This is a genomic window from Curtobacterium sp. S6 (genome assembly GCF_000710345.2).
Taxonomy (GTDB): Bacteria; Actinomycetota; Actinomycetes; order Actinomycetales; family Micrococcaceae; genus Rothia.
The window spans coordinates 25,610-45,297 of record NZ_JHEL01000009.1; the positions used below are offsets into that span (position 1 = coordinate 25,610).

17 protein-coding genes are annotated in these 19,688 nt (G+C 62.0%); 12 read left to right on the forward strand and 5 right to left on the reverse strand.

Features of this window, described 5'->3' with window-relative positions; genetic code table 11:
* Positions 1-114 precede the first annotated feature (114 nt).
* A complete protein-coding gene (locus tag CURSPS6_RS00385; protein WP_030013266.1) occupies positions 115-1,512 on the reverse strand; it encodes an MFS transporter in 1,398 nt (465 codons plus the stop codon).
* 142 nt (positions 1,513-1,654) lie between these two features.
* Between CURSPS6_RS00385 and CURSPS6_RS00390 the strand changes: the two genes are divergently transcribed.
* From CURSPS6_RS00390 to CURSPS6_RS12450, 8 genes are all read left to right on the forward strand, one after another.
* Entirely contained in the window at positions 1,655-3,214 is a 1,560-nt protein-coding gene (locus CURSPS6_RS00390; protein ID WP_030013268.1) for a fumarylacetoacetate hydrolase family protein, read from the forward strand.
* Positions 3,211-3,894, forward strand: coding sequence for a GntR family transcriptional regulator (locus CURSPS6_RS00395; RefSeq protein ID WP_030013270.1), 684 nt, complete (start codon positions 3,211-3,213; stop codon positions 3,892-3,894). The genes CURSPS6_RS00390 and CURSPS6_RS00395 overlap by 4 nt, the downstream gene beginning before the upstream one ends.
* A 40-nt stretch (positions 3,895-3,934) precedes the next feature.
* Positions 3,935-5,449: a 5-carboxymethyl-2-hydroxymuconate semialdehyde dehydrogenase gene (hpaE, locus tag CURSPS6_RS00400; protein WP_030013271.1), complete on the forward strand. Its 1,515-nt coding sequence runs from the start codon at positions 3,935-3,937 to the stop codon at positions 5,447-5,449.
* A gap of 114 nt (positions 5,450-5,563) precedes the next feature.
* On the forward strand, positions 5,564-6,673 hold the full coding sequence (hpaD, locus tag CURSPS6_RS00405) for a 3,4-dihydroxyphenylacetate 2,3-dioxygenase (protein ID WP_030013272.1): 1,110 nt from the start codon (positions 5,564-5,566) through the stop codon (positions 6,671-6,673).
* 105 nt (positions 6,674-6,778) lie between these two features.
* Entirely contained in the window at positions 6,779-7,564 is a 786-nt protein-coding gene (gene hpaH, locus CURSPS6_RS00410) for a 2-oxo-hept-4-ene-1,7-dioate hydratase (protein ID WP_030013273.1), read from the forward strand.
* On the forward strand, positions 7,549-8,328 hold the full coding sequence (locus tag CURSPS6_RS00415; RefSeq protein WP_030013274.1) for an HpcH/HpaI aldolase family protein: 780 nt from the start codon (positions 7,549-7,551) through the stop codon (positions 8,326-8,328). The genes hpaH and CURSPS6_RS00415 overlap by 16 nt, the downstream gene beginning before the upstream one ends.
* An 11-nt stretch (positions 8,329-8,339) precedes the next feature.
* Positions 8,340-8,675, forward strand: a complete 336-nt coding sequence (locus CURSPS6_RS00420) for a type II toxin-antitoxin system prevent-host-death family antitoxin (RefSeq protein WP_082469884.1) — start codon at positions 8,340-8,342, stop codon at positions 8,673-8,675.
* A 1,442-nt stretch (positions 8,676-10,117) separates the two neighbouring features.
* Positions 10,118-11,089, forward strand: a complete 972-nt coding sequence (locus CURSPS6_RS12450; RefSeq protein WP_152977993.1) for a hypothetical protein — start codon at positions 10,118-10,120, stop codon at positions 11,087-11,089.
* Positions 11,090-11,688: 599 nt separating this feature from the next.
* On the opposite strand, the gene CURSPS6_RS00425 is transcribed toward CURSPS6_RS12450, so the two are convergent.
* The 4 genes from CURSPS6_RS00425 to CURSPS6_RS00440 form a co-directional block, all read right to left on the reverse strand.
* Complete coding sequence (locus CURSPS6_RS00425) at positions 11,689-12,465, reverse strand: MerR family transcriptional regulator (protein ID WP_030013276.1); 777 nt, start codon at positions 12,463-12,465, stop codon at positions 11,689-11,691.
* A 13-nt stretch (positions 12,466-12,478) separates the two neighbouring features.
* Positions 12,479-13,384 carry a DUF2268 domain-containing protein gene (locus CURSPS6_RS00430; RefSeq protein ID WP_030013277.1) on the reverse strand — a complete coding sequence of 302 codons (906 nt, stop codon included), beginning with the start codon at positions 13,382-13,384 and terminating at the stop codon, positions 12,479-12,481.
* A 71-nt stretch (positions 13,385-13,455) separates the two neighbouring features.
* Entirely contained in the window at positions 13,456-14,484 is a 1,029-nt protein-coding gene (locus CURSPS6_RS00435; RefSeq protein WP_030013278.1) for an LLM class flavin-dependent oxidoreductase, read from the reverse strand.
* Between the two features lie 91 nt (positions 14,485-14,575).
* Positions 14,576-15,832, reverse strand: coding sequence for a glycosyltransferase family 4 protein (locus CURSPS6_RS00440; RefSeq protein WP_035809873.1), 1,257 nt, complete (start codon positions 15,830-15,832; stop codon positions 14,576-14,578).
* Positions 15,833-16,199: 367 nt separating this feature from the next.
* On the opposite strand from CURSPS6_RS00440, the gene CURSPS6_RS00445 reads away from it, so the two are divergent.
* The 4 genes from CURSPS6_RS00445 to CURSPS6_RS12230 all read left to right on the forward strand — a co-directional run bounded on the left by CURSPS6_RS00445 (position 16,200) and on the right by CURSPS6_RS12230 (position 19,688).
* Positions 16,200-16,820 carry a PIG-L deacetylase family protein gene (locus CURSPS6_RS00445; protein ID WP_160319759.1) on the forward strand — a complete coding sequence of 207 codons (621 nt, stop codon included), beginning with the start codon at positions 16,200-16,202 and terminating at the stop codon, positions 16,818-16,820.
* Entirely contained in the window at positions 16,817-17,461 is a 645-nt protein-coding gene (locus CURSPS6_RS00450; protein ID WP_030013281.1) for a WbqC family protein, read from the forward strand. Before CURSPS6_RS00445 ends, CURSPS6_RS00450 begins: the two co-directional genes overlap by 4 nt.
* Before the next feature lie 317 nt (positions 17,462-17,778).
* Positions 17,779-17,934 carry a thiazolylpeptide-type bacteriocin gene (locus CURSPS6_RS12225; protein ID WP_082469861.1) on the forward strand — a complete coding sequence of 52 codons (156 nt, stop codon included), beginning with the start codon at positions 17,779-17,781 and terminating at the stop codon, positions 17,932-17,934.
* Between the two features lie 401 nt (positions 17,935-18,335).
* Positions 18,336-19,688: a nitroreductase family protein gene (locus CURSPS6_RS12230; RefSeq protein WP_235503643.1), complete on the forward strand. Its 1,353-nt coding sequence runs from the start codon at positions 18,336-18,338 to the stop codon at positions 19,686-19,688.

Sequence of the window (19,688 nt, forward strand, 5' to 3'; positions counted from 1 at the left end):
TGGAATCGCGCCCCGGCGTCGTGGCGAGGCGCGGACGGGTCCTCGGGAGCCGAACGCGCAGAACCCCCCGCCCGCCCCGTGCGATGACGGGTGGGCGGGGGTCCGCGGTGGGCGTTAGGAGTCCTTCCGGCCCGCGAACACGAGCGGGCTGACGGCCTGCGCCTCTTCGTTGCCATGGCCCAGCGGGATCCCGGTGCGGTCGCGCAGCAGGGCGTTGGCGAGGAATCCCAGCACGACGACGCCGCACAGGTAGACGCCGATCGACTGCGTGCTATGGGTCGCGTTCAGCAGGGCCTGCGCGATGGTCGGGGCGAAGGCGCCGCCCAGGATCGCGCCGATCGCGTAGGAGATCGAGACCCCGGAGAATCGCACCGATGCCGGGAAGAGCTCGGTGTATGTGGCCGACTGCTGGCCATAGGTCAGGCCCAAGCCGATGGTCAGGATCACGAGGCCCAGGAACAGGAGGCCCAGGCTTCCGGTGTTGACCAGCGGGAACAGCGTCAGGATGCCGATGAACAGGACCACCCAGCCGACGAGGTAGGAGGTTCGACGCCCGACCTTGTCCGAGAGCCAGCCACCGACGATCGTGAAGATGAGCCACGTGATCGCCGAACCGGTCACGGCCAGCAGGACCGGGCCGCGGTCAAAGCCGAGCGGCCCCTCCGGGTCGGTCGCGTAGTTCTGGATGAATCCACCCGTGGTCATGTATCCGGCGGCATTGTTGCCGGCGAAGATCAGGGCCGCAAAGATCACCAGGACCCCGTGCTTCTTGAACAGGACCCCGATCGGTGCCTTGCGCTCGTTCTTGACCTCGGCGATCTGCTTGAACACCGGGGATTCCTCGACGCCGTGGCGGATCCAGTAGCCGACGCCGATCAGCACGACGCTCAGCAGGAACGGGATGCGCCAGCCCCACGCCATGAAGGCTTCCCCCGGGGCGATGACCGTCATGAGCGCGAGGACGCCGGAGGAGAGCAACAGCCCGAGCGGAACGCCGATCTGGGGCGCCGAGCCGTAGATCCCGCGGCGGTCCACGGGGGCGTGCTCGACGGCCATGAGGGCCGCGCCGCCCCACTCGCCGCCGGCGGAGATGCCCTGAAGCACGCGCAGGAGGATCAGCAGGATGGGCGCCAGGACCCCGATGGTCGCGTAGGTCGGCAGGATCCCGATCAGGGTGGTCGCGGCCCCCATGCCCACCAGGGTGATCATCAGGATGCGTTTGCGGCCCCACCGGTCGCCGAGGTGGCCCGCGATGAAGGCCCCGAAGGGGCGGAACAGGAAGCTCAGGCCGACGCTGAGGAACGAAATGATGAGTGCCGCCTGCGGGCCCATGGGGGCGAAGAACAGCTTGCTGAAGACGAGCCCCGCGGCGGAGGCGTACAGAAAGAAGTCGTACCACTCGATGCTGGTTCCCACGATGGTTCCCGCGATGACGCGACGCTGCTCCTTGGCCTGCTCGACCGTGCGGAGGGCCGCGGTCGTGGTGGTGGGGTCGTGGTGATGCTCCGACATGAAGACTCCTTTGTCTTGGGCGCCCGGATCGACGTGCGAGGGAGAGTTCCACGTCACATGGTGTGATGTGGGTTACTTGTGATCTGATTTAAGATCATATACGATCCAGGAGACAAATCAAGAGTTTCGACGAGGAGGCTCCATGGCGGATTCCGCTTCGAATTCCCCGCACCACACGGAATATCGGGGGCACGGGGACATCGCCGATAGTCCCGTTCACCCCGGCAAGATCATTGCCGTGCACCTTTCCTACGAGTCCCGAGCGGCCCAGCGCGGCCGACGCCCCCAGGCGCCGTCGTACTTCCTGAAGCCCTCCAGCTCACTGGCGGGGTCCGGGGCCGTGATCCAGCGTCCGGCGGGAACCGAGCTGCTGGCCTTCGAGGGCGAGGTCGCGCTCGTGATCGGACGCACCGCTCGCAACGTGTCCCTCGAGGATGCCTGGGACTACGTCGAATCCGTCACCGCGTCCAACGATTTTGGCGTGTACGACTACCGCGCCGCCGACAAGGGCTCCAATATCCGCAATAAGGGCCGCGACGGTTACACGCCGGTCGGCCCGCGGCTCATCGATGCCCGCCGCATCGCCCCGACCGACCTGCGCGTGCGCACCTGGGTCAACGGCGAGATCGCCCAGGACGACGGCACCGCGGCCGACCGCATGATCTTCTCCCTGCCGCAGTTCGTCGCGGATCTCTCCCAGCACATGACCCTCGAACCGGGGGATGTCATCCTCACGGGCACCCCGGCGGGATCCAGCGTCGTGGGCCCCGGCGACGTCGTCGAGGTTGAGGTGGACGCGCCCCACGTGGCGGGCGCTCCGAGCTCGGGGCGGCTGGTCACCCGCGTGGTTGAGGGCCGAGGCGATTTCGACCCGAATCTGGGCAGCCTCCCGGCGGTCGACGACAAGCAGCGCGAAGAAGCCTGGGGTTCCCGGGAGGCCGCGGGCCTGCCCCCGGCCGACGAGCAGTCCGCCCCGGGGGCTCTCCCCGCGGACCTGCGGCGTCGCCTCCTGGAGGTTCCCACCGCGGGCCTCTCGGCGCAGCTGCGCCAGCGCGGGCTCAACCAGGTCAGCATCGAGGGCGTCCGTCCTTCCTCGCTGGGCATCAAGCTCGTCGGCGTGGCCAAGACCCTCCGCTTTGTCCCGGCTCGCGAGGACCTTTTCACGAGGTTCGGCGGCGGCTACAACGCCCAGAAGAGGGCCTTCGACGCCGTCAAGGAGGGTGAGGTGATCGTGATCGAGGCCCGTGGCGAATCAGGTTCCGGGACCCTCGGCGACATCCTGGCCCTGCGGGCGCAGTCCCGGGGCGCGGCCGGCGTCGTGACCGACGGCGGCGTCCGCGATTCGGCCGCCGTTCGGGAGATCGGCCTGCCGGTGTTCTCGGGCGCCTCGCATCCCGCCGTTCTGGGGCGCAAGCACGTTCCGTGGGAGGCGGATGTGGCCGTGGCCTGCGGAAACGCTACCGTCCTCCCGGGTGACGTGATCGTCGGTGACGACGACGGCGTCATCGTCATCCCGCGGGACCTCGTCGAGGAGGTCCTGACCGCCGCTGAGGCCAAGGAGATCCAGGACGGCTGGGTCGCCGAACGCGTCGCCGAGGGAAACCCCGTGGACGGGCTTTTCCCGCCGACCGGCGAATGGAAGGTCGAGTACCAGCGGTGGCTCGCGGAGCGGGACGGCTCGGAAAGCAGCGAAAGAGCATGACGGAGGTGCGAAGCCCTGAGGCCTCCAGCGAGAGCCAGAGCAAAGCGCAACGGGCATATGAGTGGCTCAAGGAGCGGATCGCCAGCCAGAAGCTGACCCCGGGGTACCGCTTGGTCCTGAGCACCATCGCTCGCGAACTCGACATGTCGGTGGTGCCGGTCCGGGAAGCGATCCGTCGCCTCGAGGCCGAGGGGCTGGTGACCTTCCGTCGAAACGTCGGGGCCCAGGTCGCGATGGTCGATGAAGACAGGTACCGGTATTCGATGGAGAGCCTGGGAATCCTGGAGGGCGCCGCGACGGCTCTGGCCGCGCCGCATCTCACGGCCGAGGATCTGGCTCACGCCCGCGAGCTGAACGACCAGATGACCGCTTCCCTCGAGGACTTCGACCCCCACGCCTTCACCGAGACCAACCGGGCCTTTCACCAGGTGCTCTTCGCCAAGTGCCCCAACCTGCGGATGACCGAGCTGGTCGCCGCGGAGTGGGAGCGGCTGGGGCATCTGCGCGATTCGACCTTTTCGTTCGTCCCCGGCCGCGCCCGCGAGTCCGTGGCGGAACACGCGGAGATGCTCGACCTCATCGAACGCGGGGCCGACGTCGTCGCGTTGGAACGCGCCGCCCGGGCTCACCGCCACAACACCCTCAAGAGCTACCTGGCCGCTCAGCGCCAGGCGCAATGACCACACACTTTCCACGAATTCCTGAACGAAGGGAGCAACCATGATTGCGGAAAAGACGCAGCAGCACGCCCAGCCCGAGAACCTTCCCGAGGCGATCCGTCACTACATCGGCGGACGGTCGGTGGACTCGGTCGACGGAAGCACCTTTGACGTCATCGACCCGGTGACCAATAAGCCCTACATCAAGGCCGCTGCCGGCAAGAAGGCGGATATCGACGCCGCGGTCGCCGCCGCGAAGAAGGCCTTCGAAGAGGGTCCGTGGCCGTCCATGCTTCCCCGTGAACGCGCCCGGGTGCTGAATAAGATCGCCGACATCGTCGAGACCCGCGGGGATCGCCTCGCCGAGATGGAGTCCTACGACTCCGGCCTGCCGATCACCCAGGCCCTGGGCCAGGCGCGCCGCGCCGCCGAGAACTTCCGCTTCTTCGCGGACCTGATCGTCGCCCAGCACGACGACGCGTTCAAGGTCCCCGGCCGCCAGGCCAATTACGTGAACCGCAAGCCGATCGGCGTCGCGGGCCTGATTACGCCCTGGAACACCCCCTTCATGCTGGAATCCTGGAAGCTCGCCCCGGCCATCGCCACGGGGAACACGGTGGTGCTCAAGCCCGCCGAGTTCACCCCGCTCTCTGCCTCGCTGTGGGCCGGGATCTTCGAGGAAGCGGGGCTTCCCGAGGGCGTGTTCAACCTGGTCAATGGCTTCGGCGAGGATGCCGGCGATGCCCTCGTCAAGCACCCGGACGTTCCGCTGATCTCCTTCACCGGCGAGTCCGGCACGGGCCAGCTGATCTTCGCGAACGCCGCCCCGTACCTCAAGGGCCTCTCGATGGAGCTCGGCGGCAAGTCGCCGGCCGTGGTTTTCGACGACGCCGATCTCGAGACCGCGATCAACGCGACCGTCTTTGGCGTGTTTTCCCTCAACGGCGAGAGGTGCACCGCCGGTTCGCGCATCCTGGTGCAGCGGGGCGTCTACGACGAATTCGTCGAGCGCTACGCCGCGCAGGCCAAGCGGGTCCGGGTGGGTCTGCCCTCCGACCCGAAGACCGAGGTCGGCGCGTTGGTCCACCCGGAGCACTACGAGAAGGTCATGGGCTACGTCGAGATCGGCAAGTCCGAGGCCCGGCTGGTGGCCGGCGGCGGCCGCCCCGAGGGATTCGAGGAGGGCAACTTCGTGGCACCCACCGTTTTCGCGGATGTCTCCCCGGAGGCCCGGATCTTCCAGGACGAGATCTTCGGGCCGGTCGTCGCGATCACCCCCTTCGATACCGAGGAGGAAGCGCTCGAGCTGGCCAACAACACCAAGTACGGCCTGGCGGCCTACATCTGGACCAACGACCTCAAGCGGGCTCACAACTTCTCGCAGGCCGTGGACGCCGGAATGGTGTGGCTGAACTCCAACAACGTGCGCGATCTGCGGACCCCGTTCGGCGGCGTCAAGGCCTCAGGCCTGGGCCACGAGGGCGGCTACCGGTCGATCGACTTCTACACCGATCAGCAGGCGGTGCACATCAACCTCGGCGAGGTCCACAACCCGGTCTTCGGCAAGGCGGACTAGACGTGCGGCGGCTCGTCCGCGCCTCGGCGGTCGCCGCGAGCACGACGGCCGCCAACCCGCCGGGGGATATCCCGGCACAGCATTTATCCCATCGATAGAGCAAGGACGCTTGAGATGACACAGCCCACCACCAACCCGGTCCCCACCCCGTCAGTTCCGGCCCCGGACATTCTCCGCTGCGCCTACATGGAGCTGATCGTGACCGACCTGAAGAAGTCCCGCGAGTTCTACGTGGACCTGCTCGGACTCGTCGTCACGGAAGAGGACGATCAGGCGATTTACCTCCGCCCGATGGAGGAATTCATCCACCACAACCTGATCCTGCGTCAGGGGCCGGTGGCCGCCGTGCGCGCGTTCTCTTACCGCGTGCGCACCCCCGAGGACGTCGACAAGGCCGAGGCGTACTTCCGGGAGCTCGGGTGCCGGACGGAGCGTCGCCAGGACGGCTTCGTCAACGGCATCGGCGACTCCGTGCGCGTGGAGGATCCGCTGGGTTTCCCCTACGAGTTTTTCTACGAGACCGAACACGTCGAGCGCCTGGCCTGGCGCTACGACCTCTACGGCGCGGGTGCCCTGGTGCGCCTGGACCACTTCAATCAGGTCACCCCGGACGTTCCGCGGGCCTGCCGCTACATGGAGGGCCTGGGCTTCCGGATCACCGAGGACATCTCGGATTCCGAGGGCACCGAGTACGCCGCGTGGATGCGTCGCAAATCGACGGTCCACGATACAGCGATGACCGGCGGTAACGGTCCCCGGATGCACCACGTGGCCTTTGCGACGCACGAGAAGCACAACATCCTCTACATCTGCGACAAGATGGGCGCCCTGCGGTTGTCCGATCGCATCGAGCGCGGACCCGGACGTCACGGGGTATCGAACGCGTTCTACCTGTACATCCTGGACCCGGACGATCACCGCATCGAGATCTACACGCAGGACTACTACACCGGCGATCCGGACAACCCCACGGTCCACTGGGACGTCCACGACAATCAGCGCCGCGACTGGTGGGGCAACCCCGTGGTCCCCTCGTGGTACACCGAGGCCAGCCTCGTGCTGGACCTGGACGGCAACCCGCAGGAGGTCCGGGAACGCGAGGACAAGTCCGAGATGGACGTGACCATCGGTGCCGACGGGTTCTCCTACACCCGGGCCGGGGATGAGGAAGGCACCTATCGCGGCGAGGCCTCGAAGGGCTTCAAGGTCGGCAACCAGCTGTAAGGCCGAGGGACGCGATGCCGCCCGCGGAAGCTCGCGGGCGGCGTCGTACCGGCCGGTTCCGGACCTGACAGGGCGGAACGAACGATGAGGCACCGAAGGAGAGACATGCTCGACAAGGAACAGATCGGTTCGATCGTCGACGACCTCGCGCGGGCCGAGGAGTCCCGCGCCATGATTCCGCGGTTGACCGCGCGCTACCCCGAGATGACGGTCGAGGACGCGTACGCCGTGCAGAACGAGTGGCGACGTCGCGGAGAGGCATCCGGCCGTCGGCTGGTGGGCCGGAAGATCGGCCTGACCTCGAAGGTCATGCAGCAGGCCACCGGGATCAGCGAGCCCGACTACGGCGCGATCTTCGCCGATCAGGTCTACGAGAATGGCGAGGTGATCGAGCACGGGCAGTATTCGAACGTCCGGATCGAGGTCGAGCTCGCCTTCGTGCTGAAAGAGGATCTGAGCGGCCCGGACGTGACGATCTACGACGTCCTGCGGGCCACCGAATACGTGACCCCCGCGCTGGAGGTTCTGAGCTCCCGCGTCGAGATGGAGGGCCGCACGATCGTCGATACGATCAGCGATAACGCGGCCCTCGGCGCGATGGTCCTGGGCGGGCGCCCCGTGGCACCCGACGCCGTGGACCTGCGGTGGGTCGCGGCGATGCTGTACCGCAACGAGACCATCGAGGACACCGGCGTGGCCGCGGCGGTGCTGAACCACCCGGCGGCAGGAGTGGTGTGGTTGGCCCGGAAGCTCGCCGCCCACGGCGACTCCCTCAAGGCGGGGGAGATCATCCTCGCAGGTTCCTTCACCAAGCCCATGTGGGTTCATCAGGGTGACACCGTCCACGCCGATTACGGAGACTTGGGGGCCATCACATGCCGTTTCGCGTAGAACTTCCGCAGACTTTCGCCCGTCGGTTGGACGATTCCGACCGGCCGCTCGTGGGCATGTGGGTGTGCTCGGGATCGCCCGTGGCCGCCGAGATCGCAGGGTGCTCCGGGCTGGACTGGGTGTTGCTCGACGGCGAGCACTCGCCCATCGGCCTGGAGACCACCGCGTCGCTCCTGCGGGCCGTGGCCCCGTACCCGATCACGCCGATGGTTCGAGTTCCGGTCCTGGACGATGCCACGATCAAGCAGTTCCTGGACCTCGGGGCGCAGAACCTGTTGGTCCCGATGATCGATTCGGCCGAGGAGGCGCGACGGGCCGTGTCCGCCGTGCGGTATCCGACGCGGGGCGTGCGCGGGGTCGGTTCGGCTCTCGCGCGGGCCTCCCGGTGGGGCGCGGTCGAGGGCTATCTGGGGCGGGCCGAAGAGACGATTTCCCTGACGGTGCAGATCGAATCGGAGGCCGCGGTCTCCCAAGCGGCGGAGATCGCGGCGGTCGAGGGCGTGGACGCGGTGTTCGTCGGCCCGTCCGACCTCGCCGCGTCGATGGGCCTGCTCGGCGAACAGACCCACCCGGACGTCACGGCCGCAGTGCTCACGGTCTTCGAGAAGGTGCGGGCGGCAGGGAAGAAGGTCGGCGTCAACGCGTTCAATCACGAGCAGGCCCAGAAGTATCTCGACGCCGGTGCGTCGTTTGTGCTGGTGGGGGCGGACGTTCAGTTGCTGACGCAGGCTTCGCGGGGGTTGGCGGAGAGGTTTATTGGGTGATGGAGGACGGTATGCATACCGGTTCAGCAGAGTCGATCTCGCTGGGCAAACTTCGAAACTCGCTTGAAGAGGTCATCGATGGGGTGAGTTGCACTCAGCAACGAATCACGGTGAGCAAGAATGGGAAGCCAGTAGCGGTCATTGTGTCGATTGCGGACCTGAAATTGTTGGAACGTTTAGAAGATCAGGCCGACATCGAAGCATTGCGCCAGACAGAATCTGAGGACGACGGCGTGAGAATCTCTTGGGAAGATTTCTTGGCTGGGCGGGTCGCAGATATTCGGGCAGGCCGTCGTAAGACCGTTTCGCTTGAGGATCTGGAGGCCGAACTCAGCCTGGATGATTGATACCGACGTCGAGCAACCCGTTCTTTCTATGCATGAACTCACGGGTTGCTCGACGCGTTTCCCCTGGCGGGAGATCGAATATCCGGCCCGACATGATATCGGGGGCCTCGATCATGTCCCGCCGGAGCGCCTTAGCAAGCAATGCAGATATTCCATCTGACGTTCCTCATTCTGACTACTCAAGTTGATGATCAACTTGGTGCTAACTGCAACGCATGGTCATAAAGTCTTGCGCCTCGATCTTTCTGCTGTACCGGCCTGGTCGAGTCAGCTAAGCGATTCGGCTACTACCTGTGCCGCCTAGAGATGGTGGCCACTGTCGATACCGCAGCTCAGAACGAGCCGCCATGATGCAGCTCAGTGGAAGAGACACCTGCGGTCTTGCTCAGGTGCTGATGAGGGCGGTGAAGCATCCTGCGGCGATCAATTGGAAACGCTAGGAATCAGCGCTCGCCGCGAAGTGGTCCAAGGTGCGTCCTGCCCTTGCCCGGTATGACTATCCGCCCGCTGTATAAGCGAAGGTCACACGGTTCGTTCTAGGTCAGGCAGACCCTTTCGCTGGAGAAGCGAATTCGGGACAACGTCTAAATTTGTGCTTAGGTTCCGCCCTCGAGAAAACCACAGCAGTATCTAACATACGTGGCCTTGAAGGTATAACCGTTCTCCGGTCACCCGTGATCATGTGGCCGATGGCAGGCTAGAGAAACCTGATAAACACCTTTTTAATTATTGAGAATAACTTGCAACTAGGCAGGGAGGTCTATTTTTTGGCGTCATCTGAAATTCCTATCATTCGGTGCTAAAGGTGCACTCGAAGGGGTGTGCTGAATGCAAAAAATAAGAAATTTAGCGTCTGCATTTGCGGCTAATCTTATACTATTTATTACGGCTTACGTTCCGCTCTTGGCTATGTTCTCAGTATTATTCTACTCCCAATCGCCTACTATATCTATTGGCCTGTCTATTCTCGGCTTAACTGTGTTGCTGTTCTGTTTAATTAGTTTATGCATGAGTAATCGCTATAGTGCTCAAGAGGGCCGAGTTGTGAGTATTTCCAGCAGCGGTGATTCCGCTATGACATATTTAGCGACTTACATACTTCCATTTGTTTCGGGAGTCCCCTCAAGTCGATCAGAATGGATAGCGTCGAGTATTTATGGGACAACCATGTTTGTTATCTTCTGCAAAACGGATGTAAAGGCAGTAAATCCGACCTTTTTCATAATTGGCCTAAATATATCAAAAATTGTTATAGACACTAGTGGGACAACGATGAACGCGATACATGGCTCCAAATTGAAGGTGGGTGACAGGGTGAAGTTTATGAGGTTTGGCGGAGCGTATAACGTACGAAAATCGCCCTAAAAAATATAAAGGCGAGACAAGCGTCTAATGAACCGAGTTGATAAAAAGCGGCAAAAATGTATTAGGAGTTCCTCGTAGTGAATAACATTTCTTTCAGTCCAAGTCGAGTCGCTGGCCATCCTTTCCTTATCATTGGTTGGAGGGAGGGTGGTGAAACTGTTTGCCGAAGAATGACAATTAGTACAAGACTCCATAAACAGATTCGTGAAATAGCCGAAACACATCTAGCGTCCTTGGATTCATCGACCGAAAGAGAATATGAGCCGTCTGCAGCATTGGAGCGCGATGAGCAATACTTCTCAGTTCCAGTGAGTACAATTCCTAAGCGTGCTACACGTGACGGTTACTGTGAAGCTTCACTACTCACTCAGCTCCGTTCCGTCGGCGATATGGAAATAGCTAATAGCCAAGAATTGAAAGAAAAGGTGCTGCTATTCTACGCATTTACATTTCAGCAGGATTCTGGTTCTGAATGGCTTACTTTTATACGAAAAGTTAATCCTACCAGCTACTTTCGGGCAGGCAAGGTCTGGTGTACGGTAGATGAAGGCCTGAAGAAGCTCAGTAAGAGCCCCACGTTTGCGTTCGATAATATTATAGATCTTCTGTTTGATAAGAAGGTAATCTATGCTAGTGCGCCAGTGCCACTGAAGCAGTTATTTACTGAGGTCAACCTCTCGGCAATAAATGTTCCTGGTTACGTCGATGAATTTGTCCTCAGCTTGCCGGCCGGGATTAAAATCTCAGAAGATTCGGCAAACAGAATCTCCAAACTTGCGACTGCAAAGGTATCGTTTGTTTCGCGAGTTCATGGGCTCTCTGCCCGTCTTGCAGAAATATCGCAGGATAGAGAATTGACCGCAGAGTCATTTGTTAATGCCATAGATGATGATGAGACGGTTGATAGAATCATTCAGGGTAATGAAATCGTGCTAGACACCGATGATAGCGTCGAGGTGTTCCTGGATGCAGTCGAAGGTCGTTTCTTCCGCGATGGTTGGACGTCGGAGCGCCGTCGCGCTGATCGGTACTCGACAAGGCGATCTTAATAAAATGCTCTTCTTGATGCTGCGGCTCCGGCTAGGTTCTTTCTGCGCTGAGGGTTCCTCTCTGGTTCTCTGGCCGTTTCAAGGAAAGACTGGAATCGGAGGGGTTTGTCGGGTGTTCGACCCCTTTGGCTTTGCGGGCCGTCGGCCCTCCGCTATAAACTAAAGTCAAGAACTGGACCCGCCCGATCTTGTCGGGCGGGTCCTTCGTTTAATGGAGTGATGGTGTCGCTATTTGCTCTATTTCGATTTACTCCGGGCCACATGTGTCGCCTTCAATTATGTTCCATAACAAATGATAACTAAACCACGATTGTTGGCATCTCCAGGAGAATAAGGAGTGAGGGTAAAAACGCTCATGCAAATACCTGCAAACAGGAACGCAACTGCGGAGTATTTGAGGGCTTTCAGGTCGCTTCTTTCTCCAGGGGACAGGACGTTGGCCTCGTCGAAGCGATGTTCCAAAAACACTAACCGAGCCAGTTGAGGAACTGAAGAGATTCAGTTTTGGCGTAGTTTTCGAATTAAGACATAAAAACTTCAACGTCTGTCTAACCAGCGGCGCACTCGATGGTTTTCGTAGAACGGTGTATTGGCGATGTTCAGTCTGGATATTGCAGGTCCGCGTAATGGTGTATTGCCTGGGCCGCAAAGTCGGCGGATTCAGGTCCGCCGAATGCTGGGTGGAAGTCGGTGTTGGTGGTGTAGAGGTTGGCCATTCCGTGGAGCATAGCGCGGGGCTCGGTGAAGTCGCCGGTGTGGGCTGGCGTTCCGGGGATCTGTTCGAACCAGGTCGCGTGTTTGCGGGCATGTACCTGTGCCTCGGTGTCTGTGGGGGCGACCCCCTGACGGTGAAGTTCGCCCCATCGCTCCAGTAGCTGTTCGGCGTCGACTTGGAACTTGCGTTGTTGGTCGAGGCTCTTACCGTGCCACCAGCGGTTAGATCGCTCGAACACGTCCCGCCCCCAACGGCGGGTGACCTCGTCCTCGTAACGATCATTGAAGCCTTCGAGAACCATATCCATCTGTGGCTGGCGACCGTCACGACGCATCGCTAGCGTATGTTCAACGGCCGAAATGCGCCTTTTCAAGGCTGCGCTTTCCCGATGCAGCTGGGTAAGTTGCGCTTCCAGAGCGTCGATCTCGGCACCCTGGTCGGTTTCGTTGGTCAGGACGGTGCCGATGTCTTGCAGGGTAATGCCGGTGTTACGGAGCAACAGGATACGTTGCAGACGCGCGACAGCAGCGGCGCCGTAGTAGCGGTAGCCGTTTGTGCCTATTCGGTCCGGTTGCAGGAGCCCGATCTGGTGATAGTGCCGGAGGGTACGCGGGCTGACTCCAGCTCGGTCTGCGAGTTGGTGGACTGTCCACTCGACCATTGCGGTTCTCCTATTAGCTACGGCGATTCTCCAAACCTAACTGTGGCAGAGCGATGTTAAGGATGTGGTCGGCCGGGGTTGTCACGCACTCAGTCGCGGTACGGCCTGTTGCGGACAAGTAGGCTCGGACGATGCGTATACCAGCGGCGTATCCGGCCCCCGTAGGTAGACCTACCGGGTGCGCTCCGAATAAGCGGGCGCTCGCATCACCGAGAATCCAAGCGGGGAAGTCCTGCATCCCCGTCACCGCCAGTCCGTCGATAACGCGCCGCAGGACTTGGTCACTCGTCCGGGTCTGGTTTTTGACGAAATGGGTGTACCCGCGTTGACCATAGGACTGGGCAGCGAACAGGTCCGCCAGCCCTTCTGCGACGACCTGTTCACCGACGGTAACGCTTTGTGGGCTCCACACGACGCCCCCAGGTGAATACCGTACGTTGTGGTGTAATTCGTGCAGTGCGATTGATTCCAACCGTGCCAATATGTCCTCGGTGGGCCAAATTGTGATGGCGATGTAGCCGCTAATCCCTCCGAAGGCGGAAAGGCCCTGAAGCTCATCCATGAAGTGCGAATTGGTGGGGTCGCCTAGTACCAACAGGACCGTTAGGTCAGGAATTTTCACCTCCGGATTGGCCGTAGCCAGTTCCCGGGTTCCGTTGCTAAGTGCCTGTTTGATACGTCGCCACGCATAGGCCCTCTCCAAGGCGAGGACGGCTTCCTCCACCTCTTGTCGTGGGGTGTCCCGGCCGAAACCGAAGTTCTGAGTATGGACGGTGGCCATGTCGGCCCCACCAGGTATGAAGAAGTACATCCCGGACATGGGGGCCCATAGCTGGCGGGTTCTTTCTTGCCACTGCTCGGGCGTGCTGTTGAGCATCGCACGCATCCCAGCCGCACTGCCGATCATTGTGATTGTCATGCATCTGACGTTAAACATTGACGTTACGACAAGGTCAACTGCGTTCCTCTATCCAGGTGGTTGGACGTCCTCTACCGCCACCCAAGCCCCGGGGCCACGTGGGTCAGGATCGAGTCCAGGACGTGGGCGTTGTAGTCGACGCCGAGCTGGTTGGGAACGGTCAGCAGGAGGGTATCGGCGGCCTGGATCGCCTCGTCGTGGCGGAGGCGGTCGATGAGCATGTCAGGTTCGTCGATGTAAGAGCGCCCGAAGACCGAGCGGGTGTTGTCGATGATGCCGAACTGGTCTTCGCCGTCGCCGGAGGCCAGAAAGTAGCGCTTATCTTGTTCGGTGGTGATCGCGAAGATCGACCGAGAGACCGAGACCCTGGGCTCGAAACCGTGGTCGTGCTTGGCCCACTCCTCGCGGTACGCCTCGATCTGTTTGCGCTGTTGCACGTGGAACGGTTCGCCGGTTTCGTCGTCCTTCAGGGTCGAGGACATCAGGTTCATGCCGTGTTGCGCGGCCCAGCGGGCGGTCGCGTCGGACCCTGCGCCCCACCAGATGCGTTCCCGCAGACCTTCGGACTGCGGCTCCAAGGCCAGGAGCCCGGGCGGGTTCGGGAACATCGGGCGGGGGTTGGGGCGGGCGAATTGCTTGCCTGTCATGACGCCGAGGGCGTCGAGCGTGTGGCGGCGTGCCATGTCGGCGTCGGTTTCGTGCTCGCCGGGTTCGAAGCCGAAGTATTTCCAGCCGTCGATGACCTGCTCGGGCGCGCCCCGCGAGAGGCCCAGCTGCAGGCGTCCACCGGCGATGAGGTCCGCCGCGGCGGCGTCTTCGGCGAAGGTCATCGGGTTGGAATAGCGCATGTCGATCACGCCGGTGCCCAGCTCGATGCGGCTGGTCTTGGCGCCGGCGGCGGCCAGGAGCGGGAACGGGGTGCCGAGCTGGCGTGCGAAGTGATGCACGCGGAAGTAGGCGCCGTCGGCCCCGAGTTCTTCGGCGGCGACGGCAAGGTCGATGCCCTGAAGGAGGGCGTCGGCGGCGCTCTGGGTCGCGGAGGAATGGTGCGGGGTCCAGTGGCCGAAGGACAGGAAGCCGATGTTTTTACGTGTGCTCACATCACATCTAACCGGATGACTCGCGAGAGTATTCCGCCCCTGACCGGCGAAGACGCGGGGCGCGCGGTTTCGACGACGCCCCGCTTATCCGTTACGCCGTGGTCGTCTCCGGGGCGGTGAAGAGGCCCTGCCACGCGGCGTCGTCGACGGATTCCAAACCGGCCGACTGAAGAATCCGATGGGCCACCATCTCCCACGTGAACAGCGGGGCACGCTCCAGGCCGGCGGCGCCGAGGCGGCGGGCGAATTCCGGGTCGCACATGCGGCGCATGGCCCCGGTGAGATCGTCGACGTCGCCCGGGGTGACGGTGATCCCGGAGGGCCCGATGATGTCCCGTGCCCCTCCCACGGACGTGCCGATACTGGGGATCCCCGCGGCGGCGGCTTCGAGGTGGGCGATCCCCGCCGCTTCGATGCGCGTAGGCATCACCACGCAGGTGGCCCGGGAAATCAGCTCGCTGAGCATCGTGGTTTCCTGGGCATCCGCGAGGCTCAAGAAGCCGTGTCCATGAACGCCGGGAAGATCGACCGACGGATGATGGCCCACTAGATCGAGGCGGGCGTCCGGGTACTCTTGGCGAATTCGGGCAAATGCGGCGAGGACCGTGGGCCCGTTTTTTAGCTCCCACCCTTTTCCGATGAACAGGAATCGAGGCGTCTCCCACCTCCGGGCGGTCGCGGGACTGGCGTGGTTGATGCCCAGCCCCACCGAAAAAACCTTAGATTCCGGCTGACCGTAGTCGTTCACGATCGAGGACGCGGCCCACGGGGTGGCCGCGCAACAGGTGACGGCGTCGTCGTAGGCCCGACGCTGGTAGGCCACGCGGAAATCCTGGGCGCGTTGGGAAATGCCCTCCCACCCGGGGAAGGAGACGTCGAGCCCCTGCCGCACCGTCATGTCCTCGAAGGTGACGGTGCGCGGATGGCGCACGCCGAACGTGGTGCCGATTTGGATCACCAGGTCCAGTTCCTCCGCCGACTTCAGCGCCCGGGTCATGGTCCACGTGCCCAACCGCGTATATGCGGCGCCCATGCGTACGCGCGCTTTGGCTCGTCCCAGGTGATGCCGGATTCGCGGATCGCTCACCAGCTCACCAGGGCGCGACAACATGAGGGGCGCGGCCAGCACTTGCTGGGCCCTGCGGTCCAGGCGATCCGGCAGAGCGGCGTTGAGCCCGACGACGTCGTGCCCGAGCCTCCGTAACGCCGTGCCGATGCCGCGTGGAGTACCCGACCACGAGGTCTCCTTCCACGGATCGCCGTGGTACGCGAGACCGATACGAAACTTCGGCGGGGCGTCGGAAGAGAGCCCTCTAGGAGTTCCGTGGGGGTCGTTGGGTGCTCTCATGCGCTCCGTCCTCGTCTGGCTACGCGGATTGACTGTATGTACGTGAGACTTCGTCGCGACATGACGGGCCGATTTGGTTGATTCCATGCCTATGGTGATGGAGGAGGCCGTGCGCGCTTGAATGGTTTTGTCTCGCGGCGAATGAAGCATACACTCCCGATACGTCTCCGGAAGCGCGAATAATAATTCGGCTCGCAAATGTTGCGAAAGCAGGTTCGTGAGGTGCGACGGCGGCTGGGGAGCGTCACATTTTCCCGTCCAGCCGGGAGTAACCCGTAGCCACGTAGGGTCTGGGAACACCGCCCATTTGTTACTGTGTGGTATGGAAACCGGTTTTCCATCCTTAATCCCACCATCGAGGAACCACATGAAGAGACTAATCGTCGCGCCCCACATGGACGATGAAAGCATGGGATGCGGGGGCCTTTTGGCCAAATATCCCGATGAGTGCGTCGTCGTGGTCGCCGCGAAGGGGGACGAGACCCGGCGCCGGGAATTCCTCGCCGCCATGAAGACCGTGGGGGTCGAAGAGATCATCGAGCTCAACCTGCCGGACGGCAGCGTTGGCGAGCACATGGCGGATTTGGTGAGGGAGCTCGATCGCGTGTGCGGTGAGATCAAGCCCGCCGAACTCTATCTCCCCTTCCCCTCCCTCCATCAGGACCACATTTCGACCTACGAGGCCGGCATGCGCACCTCGCGCCTGTCGATGTCCCAGGATCACTGGAGCACCCCGAGCGTATACGTCTACGACGTCGCCGTGTACGACGTCAGCCTGTACCCGAGCGACCTCCGCTGGAACGTCTTCGAGCCGCTGACCGAGAGGGAGGCCGATCTCAAGGCCGCGGCGTGCCGTTGCTACGAGTCCGAAACGCCCGGCGACTCTCATCCGATCAACGCGATCAAGGAACTCGCCGGATCCGTCGGCAAAGTGCGCGGTCTACCCTTTGCCGAGCAGTACGCCCTCGTGAGGCACGTGCGCGCATGAAGGTCACGATCCACCAGCCGGATCTGCTCCCGTACTCGGGGTTCTGGTTCAAGATGGCCACGAGCGACGCGTTCATCGTGTCCAAGCACGATCAATTCCAGAAGCACGGCTATCAGCGCCGGGTCACCATGCGGGATCGCTGGTGTTCACACATGCTTCAGGGCAAACCGTCGCTCGTGCCGATCACCGACGTCGTGGTGCGCGAGGGCTGGCAACGTCGCCTGGTGGACACCATCTCGGGCCGCTACCGGGGTGCGCCGCTGTGGAAGGACCGCGGTCCCGACCTGTGCGAACGCATCCTCGCAGCCGACGGAACGCACCTGGACGAGGTCAACCTCGCCCTGATCCAGATCGTCCGCGAGTTGCTCGGGCTGTCCACGCCGATCCTCTTCACCGACCCGCCGAAGGCCCACGCGCGGGATCGACTCATCGAACAAGTGCTGGCCGTGGGCGGCGACGAATACCTCGCCGGCGCTGGCGGACGCGCGTACATGGGGGACGACCCCGAGGGATATTTTGCCGACCACGGCATCACCCTGACCTGGTCGGATCACCACCACGTGACCGGCGACAGCGTCGTGAGTCTGCTGATGGATTTGCAGGACCCGATGCCGACGATCCTGCGGCGCGCGGCGGACTAGCTCACAAGCTCCCCGTGAAGACGCCCAGGTTGGCGCTTACGGTTTACATTCTGGCTCTCTTCAGATTTTTATCAGAAAAGCGCATTTAAAACATTTCTTCAGTAACTGAAAATGTCTTGTGTCCATTTTGGACACCAAAGTTTCTCAGCCTTCTTCCAGTTTTGAAAGCTCCCAGAATACTTCCAGGTTTCCCAGTCACAGGCTTCTTTCAGATTTTTAGGTGTAGTATCCATCGTGTTGCAGCTTGATAGGAATCAAGCGAAGCCCAGAGTGCTTCGGCAGCATGTTCATCATCTGATCTGAAAGAAGGTAATTTCATGAGCGATGGACTCATCACCGAATCGGCCATTGACTTCGAGGCGGCAAACCTCGAAATCGAGGATTACGCCAATGTCGAGGAAATGAGTAAGAACACCTACACATCGTCATGCAGTAGCAGCAGCACCTCCAGCTGCACGTGCTGCTGCGCCTGATGATTTGGCGGGCGGGTCCGCCCCGCGGGTTATGGTGCGGACCCGCCCGCCGCTCCTGGTCAGTTCCCCAGGTTCGTTGCGGTGGAGGCGATGATTCTTTGAAGACAGAAATACCCGAGCCGAGGCAGGTGGCCTCGCGAGCTACGCATTCGTATCTCAGCACTGTTCTGCGGCGTGGATCAGGCCCCATGCCGCCCGCGGATTTCGTGGCTAACTGGTCCGATGCGCCACGTGATGGCAAGTTCTATCCGAGGTCCATATCCATCGACTTGGCGACGATGCCGGATCACTTGCCTCCTCCCGATGCGGCGAGATTGTCGAGCCTCGGCGGCCTTCTGCGCCTCGTCTATGGAAGGCTTTCGCGGAGACTGAGCGTCACGGCGAATGACGATGTGGGGAGGATGCAGCGGTATCCCAGCGCGCGATGGTCTCGGGGAACGGCCTCCGGGGGATCTCTCTATCCGAATTCAATGTATTGGGTGAGTTCCGGAAACGACGGTTGCATAGCTGGTGTCTACTACTATTCCCCCGGAACACACTCACTGGTTCGCCTTTCGGTGGGTCCTGCCGCCGAAAGAATGGGCCGTCTCCTGAATCAAGAAGACTCCTCCATTCCCACGGCAGGATATCTGGTCGTCGGTCCAAAGCTATGGCGTTCTGCCTTCAAATATGGTGCCTTTTCTTACCACGTGACCACGCTCGATCACGGCGCAATACTCGCCAGTATCGATAGATTGACTGGGAAAACTCTCCAAGTTTCACGCCGAAGCTTCACCTTTGATGAAGAGGCGGTGGCTCATTTGCTGGGAATTGACCCCGAAGCGGAACCTCTTTTGTCGGTGACGGCATTGGAATATGCAGACCTGAGGAGGAAACACGACGTCGACCCGCCTTGCGAGCGGTCTGCGGCCCCCGGATACCTCACGGCGAGAGTCCACGTTCACGACCATGAGTGGTCCCAACGCACGATCTCCTTTGACATGGTGCGGGCCATGCAGCGAGAAATGGTGGACAGCAACCGGCCGGCAACGGAGGCCGTGACATGCGCCCCGGCGCGGACGTCGGAGGTGGTGCTGACCGACGCGGAACGTCGTCGCACCATCTCGGCACTGACGAAACGCCGAAGCGCATTCGGCCGTGTGGGGTGGAAAGCCATTCCTCGGTCAACGTTGGAGGGGATGCTCGAATCCCTTGCCGGTCCGCCCCAGGCTCAAGAGAGTCGGGTGGCTGACGAGAGCACTCGAACGCCTCTTGAGTGGTACGTGGCGGTCATCAACGTCGCGGAGACGCCGCAAGGCTTCTACCGCTGGACTCCTCATGGCCTGCAGCTCATTTCGGCTCAGGACCCCACGGACTTTCTGCAACGCAATTACTTTCTACCGAACTACAACATGGCGAACCTCGCGTTCGTGCTCGTGCCTTGCGTTGACTATGGCCGCGCGATCTCCGAGCAGGGATCCGTCATGTATCGCGTGGCCAATGCCGCCATCGGACGCGCCACGCAGGAGTTTTACCTTGCGGCCGCCCACGCGAACTTGGCAGCCGGCGCGGCCCTGGGGTTCAACAACGTGGAATATCGCAAGGTGTTCGGGCTCGAAGGGCACCAGGAGGACGAGACCGCGGACCCAACCGTCCGGCCGGGAATGTGGCCGGTGATCATCCTGATGGCCGGGTCCGAGAGCGCAGAACTCGCGCGGTATCGGTACGACCTCTATACGAAAGGCATGGTCCACACGTGGGCTCGAGCACTATGA